Consider the following 17,004-nt stretch of genomic DNA (forward strand, 5'->3'; position numbering starts at 1 on the left):
TTGGGGTGACTCCTATCTGCTAGTACAAATATTATTGATGACTAATGCTGCCGTTTCACTCGGATGGCTAAGAGGGAAATGGTGGCCATACGGAACAAAATCAACCTTCCCAAGATGCGATGGCGCAGAATAGCCTCTGTCATACTCCCCCCAAATCATGTGAAGATGATCCTTTGTGACTTCTTTAAAGTCACCTTGATCGGTTTTCAGTAATAAATGGTTAAGCTGAACCGTCGTATTTAAAATTCTAGGAGAAGTAAAGCTGTTTCTGATTTTTTCAATATAATGTTCAGGGATGCTCTCCGTGCTTTCAAACAAACCATTTCTTAACACATAACGCTCTATCAAATGAGTCGTTGCCAATCTTAATGTCCATTTGTTCAGAAATTGAGGAACATGTAGTGATTTTGCCTTTTGTTTAGCAACAGGCGGCTGAAGTAAAGTGATTGAATACTTCTTATCTATGTACTTTTGTGTCAAAGCTTCTAGAAGAATAAACGCACCGAATGAATGGACGATTAGATGTGCACCATTCGTCGCTTTCTCTACTACTTTTTTCACTACATTTAAATAGATATCTAGAAGATGTTTCTCTCGTTTAAATGGAGAACGCCCCAAACCAGGAAGGTCCAAAATCCATACAGGTTGACCTGTTTTCTCATGAAGCTCTTGTGCTAAAGGAAATAAATCTTCTCCATCACTCAATAAACCATGTAATAAAATAAACGGCTTCCCCTCTCCTTGTAATTGGTAAAGGGTGTTATTATCGCATAATGTTCGTTTAAATAAATGTTGGTGCTCACCATTTTGAGCCATCATTCGATAATCTAGATCCGCTACTACAGCAGGGAAAAATGTCATGACACTCGTCTTCTTAAACCAATCTTCTCCCATTATTTTTTTCACTGAAACATTTGAGAACGTTCGTTTTGTCATAAAATTCAATCCGTCAGAAGGAATGTTTGTGAGTTTACTGACGCCACTCTTCATGATAGCTTTCATCAGTGGCATAGGAACAGAAATGCTAGGTGCCTTCATATTCATACTTTCTGACATCATACTTAATAGTCCAGCAACGTTCTGATCGTGCTCTTTGTCTTCAACAAGTGTATATGTTTGAATAGCCGGCTGCTCCAACTTGAAAACCTGTACAATACACTTCGAAAACTCATCGTTTGAAATAAGTGGTAACCGATAGTCCTTACCTCCAGGAATCACCGGCATGAGCCCTCTTCGCATACTCTTTACAAGCAAACCTAATCCTGCAATTTGCTCTGTACTCCCTGTTTGACTACTTCCAACGACAGTTGGCGGATTAATGATAGAAAGCGGATAACCTACTGCTGATGCCTGTTGACGAATATAAAGATCTGCTAAAAACTTTGTTCTCTCATAAGGATTTTTTATTTTCAAGTAATCGTTCCCTTCTTCGAACACGTCGATGGCAATCTTGCTATTTTGATCATCAAAGGGGCTCATATAACCGACAACATGAATAAATTGCTGTAAACCCTTCGATTGATGAATACTTTTAGCTAACTCACTAATGTGTTTGGCGCCATTCAAAAAGACAGAAGCTGCCTCTTTACTGGTTGCTTGAATATCCATCGGGCCTCCTGCGTGAATGATCACATCCGTTTTCAATACCCTCTCCTGATCTTCAGCACTTAGACCCAAATCGACTTTCGTCAAATCACCTTCAACAAAGTGCATCACTGACTCTTTTAAAATACCTCTTTCTTGAAAAATGCGTGTCGCTTTACTTTTCGACCTCACTAAAAGAAGAATCTTCACATCCTCTTTCGCTAATTCTTCGACTAATTGCTTTCCGATAAACCCTGTTCCACCCGTTAAAAATACTGTTTTCATGTGAAATCTCCTTTTTAGTACTATTCAGTACTAATTTGATGTAAAAAAAATGCTTCTTTATCGAAGCAAGTTAAATAAATGATCTGCTGTTTTTGTGATGACAGTTGCATCCTTCAATGTTTCTGAAATAAATAACGCTCCTTCAAGATTTGTCATAAAAAGTGATGCCACCTCATCAATCTGAATCGAATCTCTGAATTCCCCGTTCTCTACACCTTGTTTCAGTAACAGAGAAACTTTCTTTTGTAATCCTGTGAAAAAAAGGCCTATTTTTTCTTTTATTTGTGTGGCCTTTGCAGGACTTTGAATATAAAGAGTAATAAATGGACAGCTCCCCTTATACTCTCTCGACTGAACGCCTTGTGATAATTGCTTTAAAAACAGTTGAATACGATCTTCAACTGAAAATTGGGTCTGAGACAGTACGTCATCCATTGCAGCTTGATACATATCAATCCAATAATCAACGACCCCTTCTAATAATTCTTCCTTATTAGAAAAGTGATAATACACATTAGACTTTGACACTTTGCTTACACGAACTAATTCATCCATACTTGTATAAGCAAACCCTTTTTCTAAAAATAAAGTTGCAGCTACTTCAAGCACACGTTTTTGATTCATTAATTTTATCTTTGTCATGATTAGAACTATACAGTACTAAATTATATGTTGCAAGTATTTATGATCATTTAGAAAAGAGTTTGATGAAAAAGTTTTCTCAATGCGGTCAAACGCAAATGAGGAAACTAACAATAAGAGAGTTTCTTTTAATTATAATCTTCTCCTACCAGTAAAGTACTATACTTTGTTTTAAATTTTTCATGCTTTCTCTCATCTTTAAATAATAAGAATGCCCCTCTGTCATCATAAATATGATAAATAAAATCTTTATTTATAAAGAATATTTCAGGATAACTACTATATTTGTCATTGAACCTCGGAGCCATACTTTTAAAATCTTGATTACATATTGCCTTGATTATTTTCTTGTACTCTATATGCTGTTTTTTTGTTTCTAAAGAATATTGAATGACTTTTCCATTCTCATCTTTAGAATTTTTTACATTGAGTCTATATTTATTAATTTTTTTTGAATACTTACTATATACTCCTATCGGCCTCTGTAATGAATGCTCGCTTCGAACAATTGTGACGACGAACAATAAATCGTTCTCCCCAAAAAGTTCATCAAATATACTTATTGCAACATTATAAACCTTATTAAAATATTGAGGATTTAAATTGCCTTGATCATTAAACTGATACATTTCTTTTTCGAGTTGAATATGAAGGCTTAGAGGTAACTCGTCAAAGGAATCATTAATTAAATCAATATTGAATTCACTTTGTAAATAATCTAGGTGAACCATTTCTCATTCTCCTTTCATTCTTTTATGTACAATTTTTATTTTCTGAATACTCGACCACTTTTATTTAGTGTAGCTATACGCTCTCCGGATTTATTCATTAATTTGTAGTAACTTCCTCCATGAGCATTCCCTTTCCCAAGATCTCTTGAAATGGATCAACCAGATGTAGGATCTTTCCACTCTTGTTTACCTTTAACCTTCTTAATGAAAAGAGAAATCTTAACTCCAGTATCATTCAATAAAGATTTTTTTACATTTTTTTATTCATAGTCAACTTAGATGTAACCAATGAAATAGAAAAAGACGAACTTAAAAAGTTCGTCTCCTACACTAAAAGGTCTCTTGACCGGCACAAATTCGGCACGCTTCATCAACCTCTTATATCAATCATTTTCAATCCTCTGTATTAACCAATAGAACCTTCCATCTCAAACTTAATCAAACGGTTCATTTCAACGGCGTATTCCATTGGCAGTTCTTTTGTGAATGGTTCGATGAAGCCCATGACGATCATTTCTGTTGCTTCTTCTTCAGAAATTCCGCGGCTCATCAAGTAGAATAGCTGCTCTTCTGATACTTTTGATACCTTCGCTTCGTGCTCTAATGAAATGTTGTCGTTTAAGATTTCATTGTAAGGAATCGTATCAGATGTTGATTTATTATCCATGATGAGTGTGTCACACTCGATGTTTGAGCGTGCACCCTCTGCTTTGCGTCCGAAGTGTACGATTCCACGGTATGTGACTTTACCGCCTTGTTTGGAAATCGATTTCGATACGATCGTTGAAGATGTGTTTGGTGCAAGGTGAATCATTTTTGCACCTGCATCTTGGTGCTGACCTTTACCTGCTAGGGCAATACTTAATGTCATACCACGAGCGCCTTCACCTTTTAGGATGACCGCTGGGTATTTCATTGTCAGCTTAGAACCGATGTTTCCATCAATCCATTCCATTGTTGCATTTTCTTCACATACTGTACGTTTCGTCACAAGGTTGAAAACGTTGTTTGCCCAGTTTTGAATCGTTGTATAACGGCAGTAGCCGCCTTTTTTCACGATAATTTCAACAACCGCACTATGAAGTGAGTTTGTTGTGTAAACTGGAGCTGTACAACCTTCTACGTAATGCACATGTGCGCCTTCATCAACGATGATCAGTGTACGTTCGAACTGACCCATGTTCTCAGAGTTGATTCGGAAGTATGCTTGAAGTGGTGTATCTACTTTTACGCCTTTTGGTACGTAGATGAATGAACCACCAGACCATACAGCCGAGTTAAGCGCAGCAAATTTGTTGTCAGTCGGAGGAATGACTTTTGCCCAGTGCTCACGGAAGATGTCTTCGTTCTCTTTTAATGCACTGTCTGTATCTTTAAACACAATGCCTAAATCTTCAAGGTCTTGCTTCATGTTGTGATACACAACTTCAGATTCGTACTGAGCAGATACACCTGCTAAGTACTTTTGCTCTGCTTCAGGGATTCCAAGCTTATCAAAGGTTTGTTTGATTTCTTCTGGTACTTCATCCCAAGAACGCTCAGAGCGTTCTGATGGTTTTACGTAGTACGTAATTTCATCAAAGTTTAATGCATTTAAATCTCCGCCCCATTGTGGCATCGGCATGTTGTAAAAGTGCTCAAGAGATTTCAAACGGAAGTCGAGCATCCACTGAGGCTCTTCTTTCATACGAGAAATTTCTTCAACGATCTCTTTTGTCAGTCCGCGCTCTGAACGGAAAATGGAAACGTCTTTATCAGAAAAGCCGTATTTATATTCACCAACATCTGGCATTTTTTTAGCCATCCATTTTCACTCCAATCTTATGATTTGCCGTTATTTTCGGCAGATGCGCCTTTTTCAAGCGCCTTCCAGGATAATGTTGCACATTTGATGCGCGCTGGGAATTTTGCGACTCCCTGCAGCGCCTCAATGTCACCAAGATCAATGGAATCGTCGTATTCTTTTCCTAGCATCATATCGGAGAAAATCTGAGACATTTTCAAAGCTGTTTCAATATCTTTCCCTTTAATCGCCTGCGTCATCATAGAGGCAGATGCCATCGAAATCGAGCATCCTTCTCCTTCAAATTTCGCATCGATGACTTTTTCGTCTTCGATTTTCATCGTGAGACGAATGCGGTCACCACACGTTGGGTTGTTCATATCGACGACAATGCTGTCGTTTAACACACCTTTGTTCCTCGGATTTTTATAATGATCCATAATCACTTGTCTGTACAGTGTGTCTAAGTTTACATTAAAAGACATTCGTAAAATACTCCTTTGTCTTACGGAGCGCTGCCATGAGCTCGTCAATCTCCTCTTCTGTGTTGTACAGATAGAAGCTTGCTCTTGCAGTCGCTGATACACCAAGCCATTTCATGAGCGGCTGTGCACAGTGATGTCCAGCACGAATGGCGACACCTTCCGTATCTAGAACAGTTGAGGCATCATGAGGATGGACGTCGTCTAAGTTAAACGTCACAAGTCCAGCTCGGTGCTGCGGTCCGTAAACCGTGGCACCTTCAAGCTCCTTAAAGCGCTCAAGTGCGTAAGTCGCAAGCTGATGCTCGTAACGGCTGACTTCCTCCATACCGATGTCATTTAAGAAATCAATCGCTTTTCCGAGTCCAACTGCTCCTGCAATAATCGGTGTTCCCGCTTCAAATTTCCACGGCAGCTCTTTCCATGTAGAATCATATAGATCCACAAAGTCGATCATTTCACCGCCAAACTCAGCAGGCTCCATATTATTCAAAAGGTCCTTCTTCCCGTAAAGAACACCAATGCCAGTCGGTCCACACATTTTATGCCCAGAGAAGGCGAAAAAGTCGCAATCCAAGTCCTGAACATCAATTTGCATGTGCGGGGTGCTCTGGGCACCATCGACGACGATAATTGCACCGTGATCGTGAGCAATCTTTGCGATGTCTTTAATTGGGTTGATGGTTCCTAATACGTTTGAGACATGTGTGACAGCAACGATTTTCGTTTGATGTGTGATGGTTTGCTTCACATCTTCAAGCGACAGCGTGCCGTCTTCCTGTAACGGAATATATTTCAATGTGGCGCCAGTTGCTTTTGCTGCCTGCTGCCAAGGGATGATATTCGCATGATGTTCCATATGCGTAATGACGATCTCATCGCCTTCTTTAAGGTTTGCTCTAGCATAGCTGATTGCCACTGTGTTCAGTGCTGTTGTTGTACCTCTAGTAAAAATAATCTCCTGGACAGAAGAAGCGCCAATGAATGCTCGAACTTTTTCTCTTGCACCCTCGTATGCGTCCGTTGCTTTTGTGCCAAGGGTATGAACACCCCGGTGGACGTTCGAGTTGTAAGACCGGTAATACTCATTCATTGCATCAATGACAACTCGTGGTTTTTGAGATGTCGCTGCACTGTCCAAATACACCAAATCATGTCCGTTCACTTGCTGATGAAGGATTGGAAACTGCTCACGAACGTCTTTGATATTCATTATTTTACTTTCCTTTCAATCACAGAAACGAGCTGCTTTTTAACTCCTTCAATCGGCAGTTCTTTGACGACTGGATTTAAGAAGCCATAAATGACAAGTCTTTCTGCATCTTCTTTGGAAATCCCACGGCTCATGAGGTAATAGAGTTGAATTGGATCCACACGCCCAACAGACGCAGCGTGTCCTGCTGTTACATCATCTTCATCGATTAAAAGAATTGGGTTAGCGTCACCGCGTGCTTTCTCACTCAGCATGAGAACACGAGATTCTTGCTCTGCATTTGACTTCGTTGCGCCATGCTCGATTTTACCAATTCCGTTAAAGATAGAGGATGCTTGATCCTTCATGACACCATGCTTCAAGATATACCCTTCAGAGTTTTTACCGAAGTGGATGATGCTTGTTGTGAAGTTTTCCGTTTGATTCCCGCGGCCAACAACAACTGATTTTGTATCACCGAATGTACCGTCGCCCATAAGCTTTGTGATGTTTTCAGACACGACGTCTCCATCATTCATCAGGCCAAGCGCCCATTCGATTTTACTGTCACGACCATTTGCCATACCACGTCTATTCACATAGACTGTCACACCTTCTGCAAGGTTATCCACTGCACCGTAAGTGACGCGGGCATTTGCACCTGTGAAGACTTCAGACACGATATTGAAGATCGCTTCTTCTGGTGTTGCCGTACTGATGTAGTTTTCTACATATGTCACAGCACTATGATCGTCTGCTACAACGATGACATGGTTAAACAACGTTGTTTCGTCATTTTCATGAAGATAAACGGCTTGGATTGGTGCTTCTAGCTCTACGTTTTTCGGTACATAGAGGAAAGCTCCGCCATTCACTAAAGCAGCATGTAAAGCTGTTAGTTTGTGCTCATCCACTTTCACTGCATCAGTCATGAAATATTTCTTCACTAGCTCTCCATGTTCGCGAATCGCTGTATGGATATCAGTGAAGATCACGCCTTTGTCTTTTGCTTCAGTAGAAAGAGACAAGTATGCTGGCGTTTGATCACGCTGAATATAGACTGTCTTATCTGTGTCCTCTAAATCAATAAGAGACTTCACTTCTTCAGGAAGCTCTTCTAAAGATCCAAATGGCGCACTTTCGACTGTATGCTGTTTGAAATTGGTTAAATTCCATTTAGAAATATTCGTTTTGTCAGGCTTTGGCATTGGAAGGTCTTCTGCTTTTTCAAGAGCCTGTAAGCGAAGGGAACTCATCCATGCCGGTTCCTGATGCTTCTCGGAGAAGCTTTTGACATAATCTTGATCTACTGATAATTTCGTTTCTAATGTCATCAATAATCCTCCTAACGCTTACGCTTCTTGACCAACAGTTTCGTCTTCAATTCCTAACTCTTTTTTAATCCAGTCATAACCTTCTGCTTCTAGACGCTGTGCGAGTTCTGGTCCGCCAGATTTCACAATACGTCCTTGCATCATGACATGAACGTGATCTGGTGTGATGTAGTTCAATAGACGCTGATAGTGAGTGATCATTAAGCAGCCGAAGCTTTCGCCGCGCATTTTATTAATTCCTTTAGAAACAACTTTCAGCGCATCGATATCAAGACCAGAATCGATTTCGTCAAGGATGGCGATTTTTGGTTCAATCATCATTAATTGAAGAATTTCGTTACGTTTTTTCTCCCCGCCTGAGAAACCTTCGTTTAGGTAGCGCTGTGCCATATCTGGGTCCATTTCAAGGAATTCCATGTTTTCGTCCATTTTGCGGATGAATTTCATGAGAGAGATTTCATCGCCTTCTTCTCTGCGTGCGTTAATAGCCGAACGAAGGAAGTCTGCATTTGTTACACCACTAATTTCAGATGGATATTGCATTGCAAGGAAAAGACCCGCTTGAGCGCGCTCATCTACTTCCATTTCAAGAACATCTTCGCCATCAAGCAAGATACTGCCTTTTGTCACTTCATACTTAGGGTGGCCCATGATAGCAGCAGATAAAGTAGATTTACCTGTACCGTTTGGTCCCATTACTGCGTGGAATTCTCCACCTTTTATTTCTAGGTTTACACCTTTTAAGATTTCTTTCCCTTCAATCTCAACGTGCAAGTCCTTAATTGTTAATGTCGAAGCAGTCATATATCGATACCTCCAAAATAATCATTATTCTCAATTTATTCTCATTCTAATTTTATAACAAATTAAAAGTGAATACAACACATTCACGACAAGCGTGAGAGGATGCTCTCAAAATTCTAACAAAAAATACAGGTAGATAAAAGGATTTATGTCGAAAAGACTGTTTTCATAAAGAAAGGACGGGAAACTATTCTCCCCGTCCCTTAGCTATTTAATAGCCTTGTATATTCATTTTTGCGAGCTGTCTTTTCTCATCTCGATAGGACTGCTCTCGTTTATATTCCACTTTCATCCTTAAGTCATGGTCTCTTTCGTACTCTGCATAGCTCATGCCATGAGCCTTATGCATGGCCTTTTCCATCTCGGCGGTATAATCCAATCCCAGTGTACTATGGTCCGAACAAATAATAAACCATTCCCTTCTCTGAGTGTAGCTCCATTGTATCAAAGGCATGCTGCTTCACTCAAAAGGGATATAACACGCTATGCTGGCATATTTTCTCACACAACCGGCTGAGAACGACTCAACTCCCTGATATGGAAAAATACCATCTTATCCTTCCCTTAATGCGTCTGTCCTCCAAATTCATCGATACATTGCTGAACAACTGTGATGCCTTGACTTAGCGCAGCACCGCCGCCAAACGCTGTCGCCACACTGACGACCTCTAGCAAATTCTCTTCGGTTGCGCCTTGATCGAGCGCTCCCTTTGTATGATAGATCATGCAATATTCATCCTGTGCATGAATGCTGATGCCGAGGGCAATCATTTGTTTTTCTTTTTGTGTTAATGAATCACTCTGAAAGCACTGCTCCGTAAATTCATTAAATTTCTTGCCAAACACCGGCATTTTCTTCTGAAATTCACCCATTGCCGTTTTATAATCCGTCAGTGATTGTTGCATCGATCCGCTCATATGTTGTTCATTCATCTTCATTCCATCCCTTCAAGTCATTTGTTCGTTTTTATTATGAGCGAGATTTGAAAAAATACACAAAAAAACCTCGCTTTCATGAAGCGAGGTTTACAAGTTGTTATTCAGATACAGGCAATACTGCACCATCATACTTTTTGTCGATGAATTCTTTGATTTTATCAGAGTGAAGAACTTCCATTAATACCTTGATCTTCTCTGATTTTTCGTCACCTTTGCGAACAGCGACGATGTTTGCATACGGGTTATTTTTCGTTTGCTCAAGTTCGATTGAATCTTTTTTCGGATTCAATTTATTTTGGATCGCATAGTTAACGTTGATAAATACTGCATCGCCTTCACTGTTTTCATAAGCTTTCGCTGTTAGTTCAGGAGCGATTTTTTTGAATTTTAGGTTCTTCGGGTTTTCTTTGATGTTTTTGACTGTTGCGTTGATTGTATCTACTTTTGGATCAAGCTTGATCACACCAGCATTTTGTAATAGGGCAAGCATACGTCCTTGCTCAGCTACGTTGTTTGTCATGATGATCGTGCCGCCGTTTGGAATATCTTTTACTGATTTGTATTTCTTAGAGTAGATACCGAAAGGCTCAAGGTGAACGGCACCAGCACTCACTAAGTTGTAATCTTTGTTTGATTTATTTTCTTCGTTCAAGTAAGGGATATGTTGGAAAAAGTTCGCATCCACTTCTTTTTCAGCTAATGCTTTGTTGTACATTTTATAATCGCTCAGTACTTTCACTTTTAGATCGTAGCCTTTTTCTTTTAGAAGTGGTTTTGCTTCTTCAAGAATCTCGGCATGTGGTGTTTTTGAAGCGGCAACCGTGATGGTTTTGTTATCGCTTGCGTTATTTGATGAACCGCAAGCAGCTAAAATGCCTGCAAATGCTAGAAATAGTGCACTTAAAATCAATTTCTTCATGAATAATTCCTCCCTTAACGTTTATCAATTTTATTTGTAATCAAATCACCGATTATTTGAATGATAAAGACGATGATCAGAATAAACACAGTGGCTACAAGTGTGACATCTGTATTACCAGATTGGTATCCTTCTACATAAGCAAGGTCACCAAGTCCGCCTGCTCCAATTGCTCCTGCAATCGCAGTAGAGCCAATCAGAGCAATCGCTGTTACAGTAATTCCTGAAATAAGGGCTGGCAGTGATTCTGGAAGCAATACTTTGAAAATAATGGTCGACGTTTTTGCTCCCATAGATCGTGCTGCTTCAATGACTCCTTTGTCTACTTCACGCAGTGCAATTTCGACAAGACGTGCGTAGAAAGGGGCTGAGCCAATGACAAGGGCTGGTAATGCTGCATTTGGACCTAATATCGTGCCCATAATTAGTTTAGTAAATCCTAATAATAGAATGATTAATATGATAAAGGGAATCGATCTGAAAATGTTGACTACTGCGCCGATGACAGCATTAATTGGTTTGTTTTCCCACAAACCGCCTTTACTTGTCAAAAAGAGCAACAGCCCAAGGATGATGCCGATAGCAAAAGCAAACGCTAATGCAATGAGTGTCATATAGACCGTTTCACCCGTCGCGTTCCAAATAACCTCTAGATCAACGTTCGGAAACCATTTCTCAAACATGTGTCATCACCTCGATTTCAACCTGTTTGCTTTGGATATAGGCGATGGCTTTTTCAACTTCGTTCTCGTCTCCATTAATATGGATAAAGAGTGTTCCAAACGCGCCTTCCTGCGTTTGAGAAATCTTTCCTTGCAGGATGTTCACATCGACCTTGAAGGATCGAATAATTTCCGTGATCAGCGGCTGTTCGGCAGAATCTCCAATAAAGGACAACCTGACGACCTGACCTTCTTTTACTCTCTCTAGGACGTGCTCGATCGTTTCTTTTGCTTCTTCTGGTTCAGCAAGCTGTTTCACGAATCGCTTCGTCATTTCTTCTTTCGGCTGTCTGAAGACACGTAATACTTCGCCTTCTTCGACAATACGGCCATTCTCCATCACTGCCACACGGTGACAAATTTTGCGAATGACGTGCATTTCGTGTGTGATCAATACAATGGTGAGTCCTAGTCGTTTATTAATATCGGCTAAAAGCTCAAGGATGGAATCCGTTGTTTGTGGATCAAGCGCAGAAGTGGCTTCGTCACATAGCAGAACTTTTGGGTCATTTGCTAATGCTCTCGCAATCCCTACACGCTGCTTTTGCCCGCCGCTGAGCTGAGAAGGATATGCATTTTCTTTTCCTTCTAAACCGACCAATTTAATCAGTTCGTTTGCACGAGCTCTCCGTTTTGACGTTGGTACACCTGCGATCTCGAGCGGGAACATAATATTTTGTCTCACTGTTCTTGACCAGAGCAAGTTAAAGTGCTGGAAAATCATGCTGATTTCTTGTCTTGCTTTCCGAAGTTTCGCATTCGATACTTCATTGATCCGGTTGCCTGCCACTTCAACGATTCCTTCTGTTGGCAACTCCAGACCGTTTAATAGGCGAATCAGGGAGCTTTTCCCAGCGCCGCTATACCCGATAATTCCGAATATTTCACCTTTATCGATATCCAAGTTGACGTCTTTCACGGCATCAACATTTCCGCTTTTTGAAAGATACGTTTTTGATACATTCTGTAAATGGATCACAGTCTGTTCACCTGCTTTCTTGCTGAATCTATAGGTTGCCATCACATACGTTCAATTATTCTTCCGACTGTTATGACGCTAGCCTGACGCAAGGTCAGTAAAAAAGACCTAACTGCAACGCAAGCAGAAAGGCCTTTTATATCAAATACGCCTTTCTCTCATCTTTCAAAGCGTTGCGGCTTTGAGTGAATTGGCACCAATTTCAGCTATGCTGACGGTTGCCGGGTTTCATAGGGCACGTCCCTCCACCTCTCTTAATAAGAGAAAATATGTTGTTTTATGTGATGTTCATGTTTTTACTAACGTAGAATATCATGCTATCTGAGATATGTCAACGCTGTAAATCGCTAATTTCCAAGTAAACGACTACGTTATCATTTTTCGAAAAAAACCGTTCGTCAGCCAAAGTACCGCTTCTAGTCTTAGAAGAGCTCGAAATGAGCCTTTCACTTTCACTTGTCCTCTGCTGATCAGCTGCTGTAAGGACATGTCTCCATCTAATAATTGCAAAATCTCTTTTCGCTCACCATAAAAGATGAGATCCGATAACTCAATTGCAGGTAGTTTCTTCACTTCACCACGTTCATCCACAATCAATGTACAAGAGTCCGTTTCCGCCTCAAATGTAATCTTCAAGGATGATGATGAGAGCAACGGCTTTAACAATAATCGCTGCCCTGCACTTCCATGGGCTTTCACATTTTCCACATGTATAACCTCCCTGTCATTTGGTTATACATAACATTTCTCTACAAACATCGGCTTGTCCTTTATAAATAGCTCGACAAATTTTCAAATGAATTGCTTGAAATATGACAAAAAACCGCTTTATTTAGCGGTTTCAATCATTTCGTGAAGATATGGAACGGAGTGAAAGGCATAGCCTTTTTGCACGATTTCACCCTTTTTAAACAGGAGAAAGCAAGGGACACTTTCGATCTCAAATGCTTTTGCAAAACTTGGCGAGTAATTTAAGTTATTTTCATAAAAAGGAACTTCCGGCTGCATGGCATCAACCACTGCCAGCATCTTCTTTGCCAGCTGGCATGTTCCGCAAAATGGTGTATATAAGTACAAAAGAAATAAATCGTCCTCTATCTCCTTGAATTCATGCTCTTCAATCTCTTTCATATACGTCACCCTTATAAATATTTCGAATGAACATCAATGTTTGCAGCTAATAGAATAGATGCAATGTGGGCTGACGGTGAAGCGGCCACTTCGCGGTACGTTCTGTCGACAAAAAGATGCAGTGCTTCAGGGAATTCTTTTCGGAATTGCTTCCGCAGTTTGTCGCCAGCATCGTCACTGTCTGCTAATATGTAAACGTCTTTCCCGAATAAATCGTCCACAAGCTGATCCAGCTTCGATGTACTGATCGTGCCATTGGTGCAAATGATGGTAACAGGTTCACTTATGACTTCTTTTAGCTTCTGTTTATCTGATTTACCTTCTACAATGATGACCTTTTCTATCTCGACATTCATCACGATCACCTGGCCCTTTTGACGTTGATTCACTTCTTCCTTAGATTACAATCTTTCATTCGGGTTGTAAAGATTGGGCACTTGATCAACAAAAAGGCTGTAGCATTCACTCACTACAGCCTTATCTGTGATTAGCACCAGCCATTTTCATCGTCACAGTCTACATATTTTTCAGTCCCATGGGTCAACGTATCTGACAGACGATAAAAACGGTTTTGATCATAGGAATAACCTGATTTTAATTCATATTGATTTTCACTAATCATCGTGCCAATCTCTTCGTTTTGATGGTAAAGCACCATGCCGCTCTCTTTGAATCGTCCAGTGACATGCTCTGTTATATCCACCTGTTCTTTTTGAAAAGACAAATTGGACACCCCCCATAAAGGTAGAGTGTCCAATTTCACATGAATTAGTCTTCTTTTGTCATTTCTTCATATTGCTCAGCTGTCATTAAGTTCTCGATTTCAGACGCATCCGCTGGCTCTACTACGATCATCCAAGCTTTTTCGTATGGAGAGTCGTTGACGAACTCTGGACTGTCATCAAGCTCATCGTTCACTTCAACGATTGTGCCGTTAATCGGTGCGTATAGTTCAGAAACTGTTTTGACTGATTCTACACTTCCGAAAGGCTCGTCCGCTGTGATTTTGTCTCCTACTTCAGGAAGCTCAACGAACACGATATCCCCTAGCTCAGATTGAGCAAAATGCGTAATACCGATACGCACCTTATCTCCTTCTACTTTGACCCATTCATGTTCTTCTGAATAACGTAAATCTTTTGGTGTGCTCATTTCATACCCCTCCAGTCTTTTCTTACAATCTATATTGAAGATACCACAATCTGAATGAAAGTTACATCATTTCCAGACGCTTTTAAATGTATCTTCATTAAATCCAACTGTCACTCGTTTGCCGTCTGTTGTAATTGGACGCTTGATTAGCATTCCGTTAGACGCAAGTAATTCAAGCTGCTCGTCCTCTGACATTGCAGGAAGTTTATCTTTCAGCTGCAGCTCTCTGTATTTCTGACCGCTCGTATTAAAAAATTTCTTCAGCTCTAAACCGCTTTTTTCGTAAAGGGCTTTTAATGTTTCTTTATCAGGCGTCTCTTCGACGATATGTATGCTGTTGATGTCTTTATTGTGTTCTTCCAGCCATTTCTTTGCTTTTCGGCATGTACCGCAAGATGGGTATTCGTAAAAATCTAAAGCCACCATTTTCACCTCCTGCAAATAGTGACAACATTTTATCACAAAACATATGAAAAACCTAAATGTATGCTTACAAAAAGGTGCGGCATGATATCCGCACCTTTTCAGCCGTCTTATACGATATATTTCTCTGCTTCAAAGATTCGTTTCGCCACCTCACGCTTTTTCGCAATGACATTCATTGGCGTGAATCTTGTCAGCTTGCGAAGGGCTGACAGACTCATACGGAGTGAATCTCCTTCTTCCATGGCAATCAATGATTCTTTCGCATGAGCTTCAATTTTTAAAAAGGCTTCCTGCGTGAAAATTTGTGTATACGCAAGCTTTTGTGCATTTTTTTCTGTGCCTGATGCTGCGATTGCTTTTTCCGTACGCAAGACCGCCGACTCAGCAGCAAAGAGTTCATTGACGATATCTGCTATATTCACAAGGATTTCTTGCTCTTTGTCTAATGCTTTCCCATATTTCATGGCGGCCATACCTGCCACCATCAAGGCGATCTTTTTCGCATGGGCAAGTAAGTATTTCTCTTGATCAAGCGGCTGATCACCCGGCTCTTCCGGCATCATCATCATTAGCTCTTCCTGTAGGGTTTGCGCTTTTTGAAGAAGCGGAAGCTCTCCTTTCATCGCTTTCTTCAAGAAGGTGCCTGGCACAAGCAATCGGTTAATTTCGTTCGTTCCTTCAAAAATACGGTTAATTCGTGAGTCGCGATAGGCTCTTTCGACTTCGTATTCTTGCATGAAACCATATCCGCCGTGAATCTGCACACCTTCATCCACAATATAATCGAGCGTTTCAGAGCCAAGCACTTTACAAAGAGAGCATTCAATCGCATATTCTGCAATGGATTGCGCAATTTGTTTCCCATCCTTTTGCTCCTCGTCACTTAACAGACCCATTCTTTGTTCAAATAACCCGACTGTGCGGTATACAGCACTTTCCATGGCATAAAGCTTTGCCGACATGTTGGCTGCTTTTTCGCCAATTAAGCTAAATTGAGAAATTGGTGTTTTAAACTGCTTGCGCTGATTGGCATACTCTGCCGATAATTGAATGACTCGTTTTGATGCTCCGATTGTCCCTACAGCCAGCTTATAGCGTCCAATGTTCAAAATGTTAAAGGCAATGACATGACCTCTGCCTGCTTCACCAAGCAAATTCTCCTTTGGCACTTCGGCATCTTCAAGGATTAACGTTCTCGTCGATGACCCTTTAATGCCCATCTTTTTCTCTTCAGGTCCTGTTTTGACTCCAGGAAAATCCTTTTCTACGATGAAAGCAGAGAAGTGTTCACCATCAATCTTCGCATACACGACAAACACATCGGCAAATGCGGAGTTTGTGATCCATTGTTTTTCCCCATTGAGGACATAATGTGTTCCAGCTTCATTCAGGACTGCCGTTGTTTTCGCACCTAGCGCATCAGAACCTGACCCTGGCTCTGTTAGGGCATAGGCCGCAATTGTTTCTCCAGAGGCGAGTCCTGGCAGGTACTTTTCCTTTTGCGCTTGATTGCCGAACAGCACGATCGGCAAAGAACCGATCCCAACATGGGCGCCGTAAGAAAGAGAGAAGCTGCCTGCTCTTGCAAATTTTTCAGTAATGATGGCTGAGCTGATTTTATCTAGCCCAAGCCCGCCAAATTCCTCAGGAACATCAGCACCAAGCAGGCCAAGCTCTCCAGCCTTTTTCAAGAGACGAACAGAATGCTCGAATTCATGATTTTCAATTTGATCGATGTGCGGAACGACATCTTGTAAAATGTAATCTTCTGTTGTTTTCCCGATCATTTGATGTTCATCAGAGAAATCCTCTGGTGTAAAGATATGCTCATAATTCGTCTCATCAATTAAGAAACTGCCACCCTTTTTTACTTCTTCCATTGCTTTCATCCTGTTTTCC

20 protein-coding genes and 1 riboswitch are annotated in these 17,004 nt (G+C 40.7%); all 20 genes read right to left on the bottom strand.

Going from position 1 to position 17,004, the window contains the following annotated elements:
• Window positions 1-12 precede the first annotated feature (12 nt).
• Entirely contained in the window at window positions 13-1,869 is a 1,857-nt protein-coding gene (locus ACNO7B_RS15050) for an alpha/beta fold hydrolase (RefSeq protein WP_417901661.1), read from the bottom strand.
• 57 nt (window positions 1,870-1,926) lie between these two features.
• The gene (locus ACNO7B_RS15055; RefSeq protein ID WP_414834929.1) at window positions 1,927-2,493 is read right to left on the bottom strand and encodes a TetR/AcrR family transcriptional regulator; all 567 of its coding nucleotides are present in this window, start codon (window positions 2,491-2,493) and stop codon (window positions 1,927-1,929) included.
• A 146-nt stretch (window positions 2,494-2,639) separates the two neighbouring features.
• On the bottom strand, window positions 2,640-3,242 hold the full coding sequence (locus ACNO7B_RS15060; RefSeq protein WP_035389337.1) for a DUF3885 domain-containing protein: 603 nt from the start codon (window positions 3,240-3,242) through the stop codon (window positions 2,640-2,642).
• 406 nt (window positions 3,243-3,648) lie between these two features.
• The gene (sufB, locus tag ACNO7B_RS15065; RefSeq protein WP_007500362.1) at window positions 3,649-5,046 is read right to left on the bottom strand and encodes a Fe-S cluster assembly protein SufB; all 1,398 of its coding nucleotides are present in this window, start codon (window positions 5,044-5,046) and stop codon (window positions 3,649-3,651) included.
• 17 nt (window positions 5,047-5,063) lie between these two features.
• Window positions 5,064-5,510 (bottom strand): Fe-S cluster assembly sulfur transfer protein SufU, encoded by a 447-nt coding sequence (gene sufU / locus ACNO7B_RS15070; RefSeq protein WP_046526626.1) that lies wholly within the window; start codon window positions 5,508-5,510, stop codon window positions 5,064-5,066.
• Window positions 5,500-6,720: a cysteine desulfurase gene (locus tag ACNO7B_RS15075; RefSeq protein WP_007500359.1), complete on the bottom strand. Its 1,221-nt coding sequence runs from the start codon at window positions 6,718-6,720 to the stop codon at window positions 5,500-5,502. The genes sufU and ACNO7B_RS15075 overlap by 11 nt, the downstream gene beginning before the upstream one ends.
• The gene (gene sufD / locus ACNO7B_RS15080) at window positions 6,720-8,033 is read right to left on the bottom strand and encodes a Fe-S cluster assembly protein SufD (RefSeq protein ID WP_046526628.1); all 1,314 of its coding nucleotides are present in this window, start codon (window positions 8,031-8,033) and stop codon (window positions 6,720-6,722) included. The genes ACNO7B_RS15075 and sufD overlap by 1 nt, the downstream gene beginning before the upstream one ends.
• A gap of 18 nt (window positions 8,034-8,051) precedes the next feature.
• On the bottom strand, window positions 8,052-8,837 hold the full coding sequence (gene sufC, locus ACNO7B_RS15085) for a Fe-S cluster assembly ATPase SufC (protein ID WP_007500355.1): 786 nt from the start codon (window positions 8,835-8,837) through the stop codon (window positions 8,052-8,054).
• Window positions 8,838-9,048: 211 nt separating this feature from the next.
• Complete coding sequence (locus tag ACNO7B_RS15090) at window positions 9,049-9,186, bottom strand: hypothetical protein (protein WP_162835676.1); 138 nt, start codon at window positions 9,184-9,186, stop codon at window positions 9,049-9,051.
• A gap of 215 nt (window positions 9,187-9,401) precedes the next feature.
• Window positions 9,402-9,770, bottom strand: a complete 369-nt coding sequence (locus ACNO7B_RS15095; protein ID WP_024719777.1) for a carboxymuconolactone decarboxylase family protein — start codon at window positions 9,768-9,770, stop codon at window positions 9,402-9,404.
• 103 nt (window positions 9,771-9,873) lie between these two features.
• The gene (gene metQ, locus ACNO7B_RS15100; RefSeq protein ID WP_007500351.1) at window positions 9,874-10,695 is read right to left on the bottom strand and encodes a methionine ABC transporter substrate-binding lipoprotein MetQ; all 822 of its coding nucleotides are present in this window, start codon (window positions 10,693-10,695) and stop codon (window positions 9,874-9,876) included.
• Window positions 10,696-10,709: 14 nt separating this feature from the next.
• Entirely contained in the window at window positions 10,710-11,378 is a 669-nt protein-coding gene (locus ACNO7B_RS15105; RefSeq protein WP_025207943.1) for a methionine ABC transporter permease, read from the bottom strand.
• Window positions 11,371-12,396, bottom strand: coding sequence for a methionine ABC transporter ATP-binding protein (locus tag ACNO7B_RS15110; RefSeq protein WP_017359288.1), 1,026 nt, complete (start codon window positions 12,394-12,396; stop codon window positions 11,371-11,373). Before ACNO7B_RS15110 ends, ACNO7B_RS15105 begins: the two co-directional genes overlap by 8 nt.
• A gap of 155 nt (window positions 12,397-12,551) precedes the next feature.
• Window positions 12,552-12,660, bottom strand: a riboswitch (SAM riboswitch).
• A gap of 102 nt (window positions 12,661-12,762) precedes the next feature.
• Window positions 12,763-13,104, bottom strand: coding sequence for an SCP2 sterol-binding domain-containing protein (locus tag ACNO7B_RS15115; RefSeq protein ID WP_008347033.1), 342 nt, complete (start codon window positions 13,102-13,104; stop codon window positions 12,763-12,765).
• 120 nt (window positions 13,105-13,224) lie between these two features.
• Window positions 13,225-13,527 (bottom strand): thioredoxin family protein, encoded by a 303-nt coding sequence (locus ACNO7B_RS15120; RefSeq protein WP_007500346.1) that lies wholly within the window; start codon window positions 13,525-13,527, stop codon window positions 13,225-13,227.
• Window positions 13,528-13,538: 11 nt separating this feature from the next.
• Window positions 13,539-13,883: a toprim domain-containing protein gene (locus ACNO7B_RS15125; RefSeq protein WP_008347035.1), complete on the bottom strand. Its 345-nt coding sequence runs from the start codon at window positions 13,881-13,883 to the stop codon at window positions 13,539-13,541.
• 131 nt (window positions 13,884-14,014) lie between these two features.
• Window positions 14,015-14,251, bottom strand: a complete 237-nt coding sequence (locus ACNO7B_RS15130) for a YusG family protein (protein ID WP_008347037.1) — start codon at window positions 14,249-14,251, stop codon at window positions 14,015-14,017.
• A 44-nt stretch (window positions 14,252-14,295) separates the two neighbouring features.
• Window positions 14,296-14,679 (bottom strand): glycine cleavage system protein GcvH, encoded by a 384-nt coding sequence (gene gcvH, locus ACNO7B_RS15135; protein ID WP_008347039.1) that lies wholly within the window; start codon window positions 14,677-14,679, stop codon window positions 14,296-14,298.
• A 66-nt stretch (window positions 14,680-14,745) separates the two neighbouring features.
• Complete coding sequence (locus ACNO7B_RS15140) at window positions 14,746-15,102, bottom strand: arsenate reductase family protein (RefSeq protein WP_008356673.1); 357 nt, start codon at window positions 15,100-15,102, stop codon at window positions 14,746-14,748.
• 110 nt (window positions 15,103-15,212) lie between these two features.
• Window positions 15,213-16,994, bottom strand: coding sequence for an acyl-CoA dehydrogenase family protein (locus ACNO7B_RS15145; RefSeq protein ID WP_017359285.1), 1,782 nt, complete (start codon window positions 16,992-16,994; stop codon window positions 15,213-15,215).
• Window positions 16,995-17,004 lie beyond the last annotated feature (10 nt).

It is taken from the genome of Bacillus sp. AK25 (assembly GCF_048270685.1).
Classification (GTDB): Bacteria; Bacillota; Bacilli; order Bacillales; family Bacillaceae; genus Bacillus; species Bacillus altitudinis.

Coding starts and splice junctions, on each gene's coding strand:
- metQ (WP_007500351.1), bottom strand. CDS start 10,695: ATGAAGAAATTGATTTTAAGTGCACTATTTCTAGCATTTGCAGGCATT.
- gcvH (WP_008347039.1), bottom strand. CDS start 14,679: ATGAGCACACCAAAAGATTTACGTTATTCAGAAGAACATGAATGGGTC.
- ACNO7B_RS15105 (WP_025207943.1), bottom strand. CDS start 11,378: ATGTTTGAGAAATGGTTTCCGAACGTTGATCTAGAGGTTATTTGGAAC.
- ACNO7B_RS15145 (WP_017359285.1), bottom strand. CDS start 16,994: ATGAAAGCAATGGAAGAAGTAAAAAAGGGTGGCAGTTTCTTAATTGAT.
- sufC (WP_007500355.1), bottom strand. CDS start 8,837: ATGACTGCTTCGACATTAACAATTAAGGACTTGCACGTTGAGATTGAA.
- ACNO7B_RS15060 (WP_035389337.1), bottom strand. CDS start 3,242: ATGGTTCACCTAGATTATTTACAAAGTGAATTCAATATTGATTTAATT.
- sufB (WP_007500362.1), bottom strand. CDS start 5,046: ATGGCTAAAAAAATGCCAGATGTTGGTGAATATAAATACGGCTTTTCT.
- ACNO7B_RS15120 (WP_007500346.1), bottom strand. CDS start 13,527: ATGAAAGAGATTGAAGAGCATGAATTCAAGGAGATAGAGGACGATTTA.
- ACNO7B_RS15075 (WP_007500359.1), bottom strand. CDS start 6,720: ATGAATATCAAAGACGTTCGTGAGCAGTTTCCAATCCTTCATCAGCAA.
- ACNO7B_RS15095 (WP_024719777.1), bottom strand. CDS start 9,770: ATGAATGAACAACATATGAGCGGATCGATGCAACAATCACTGACGGAT.
- sufU (WP_046526626.1), bottom strand. CDS start 5,510: ATGTCTTTTAATGTAAACTTAGACACACTGTACAGACAAGTGATTATG.
- ACNO7B_RS15125 (WP_008347035.1), bottom strand. CDS start 13,883: ATGAATGTCGAGATAGAAAAGGTCATCATTGTAGAAGGTAAATCAGAT.
- sufD (WP_046526628.1), bottom strand. CDS start 8,033: ATGACATTAGAAACGAAATTATCAGTAGATCAAGATTATGTCAAAAGC.
- ACNO7B_RS15090 (WP_162835676.1), bottom strand. CDS start 9,186: ATGCATAAGGCTCATGGCATGAGCTATGCAGAGTACGAAAGAGACCAT.
- ACNO7B_RS15055 (WP_414834929.1), bottom strand. CDS start 2,493: ATGAATCAAAAACGTGTGCTTGAAGTAGCTGCAACTTTATTTTTAGAA.
- ACNO7B_RS15050 (WP_417901661.1), bottom strand. CDS start 1,869: ATGAAAACAGTATTTTTAACGGGTGGAACAGGGTTTATCGGAAAGCAA.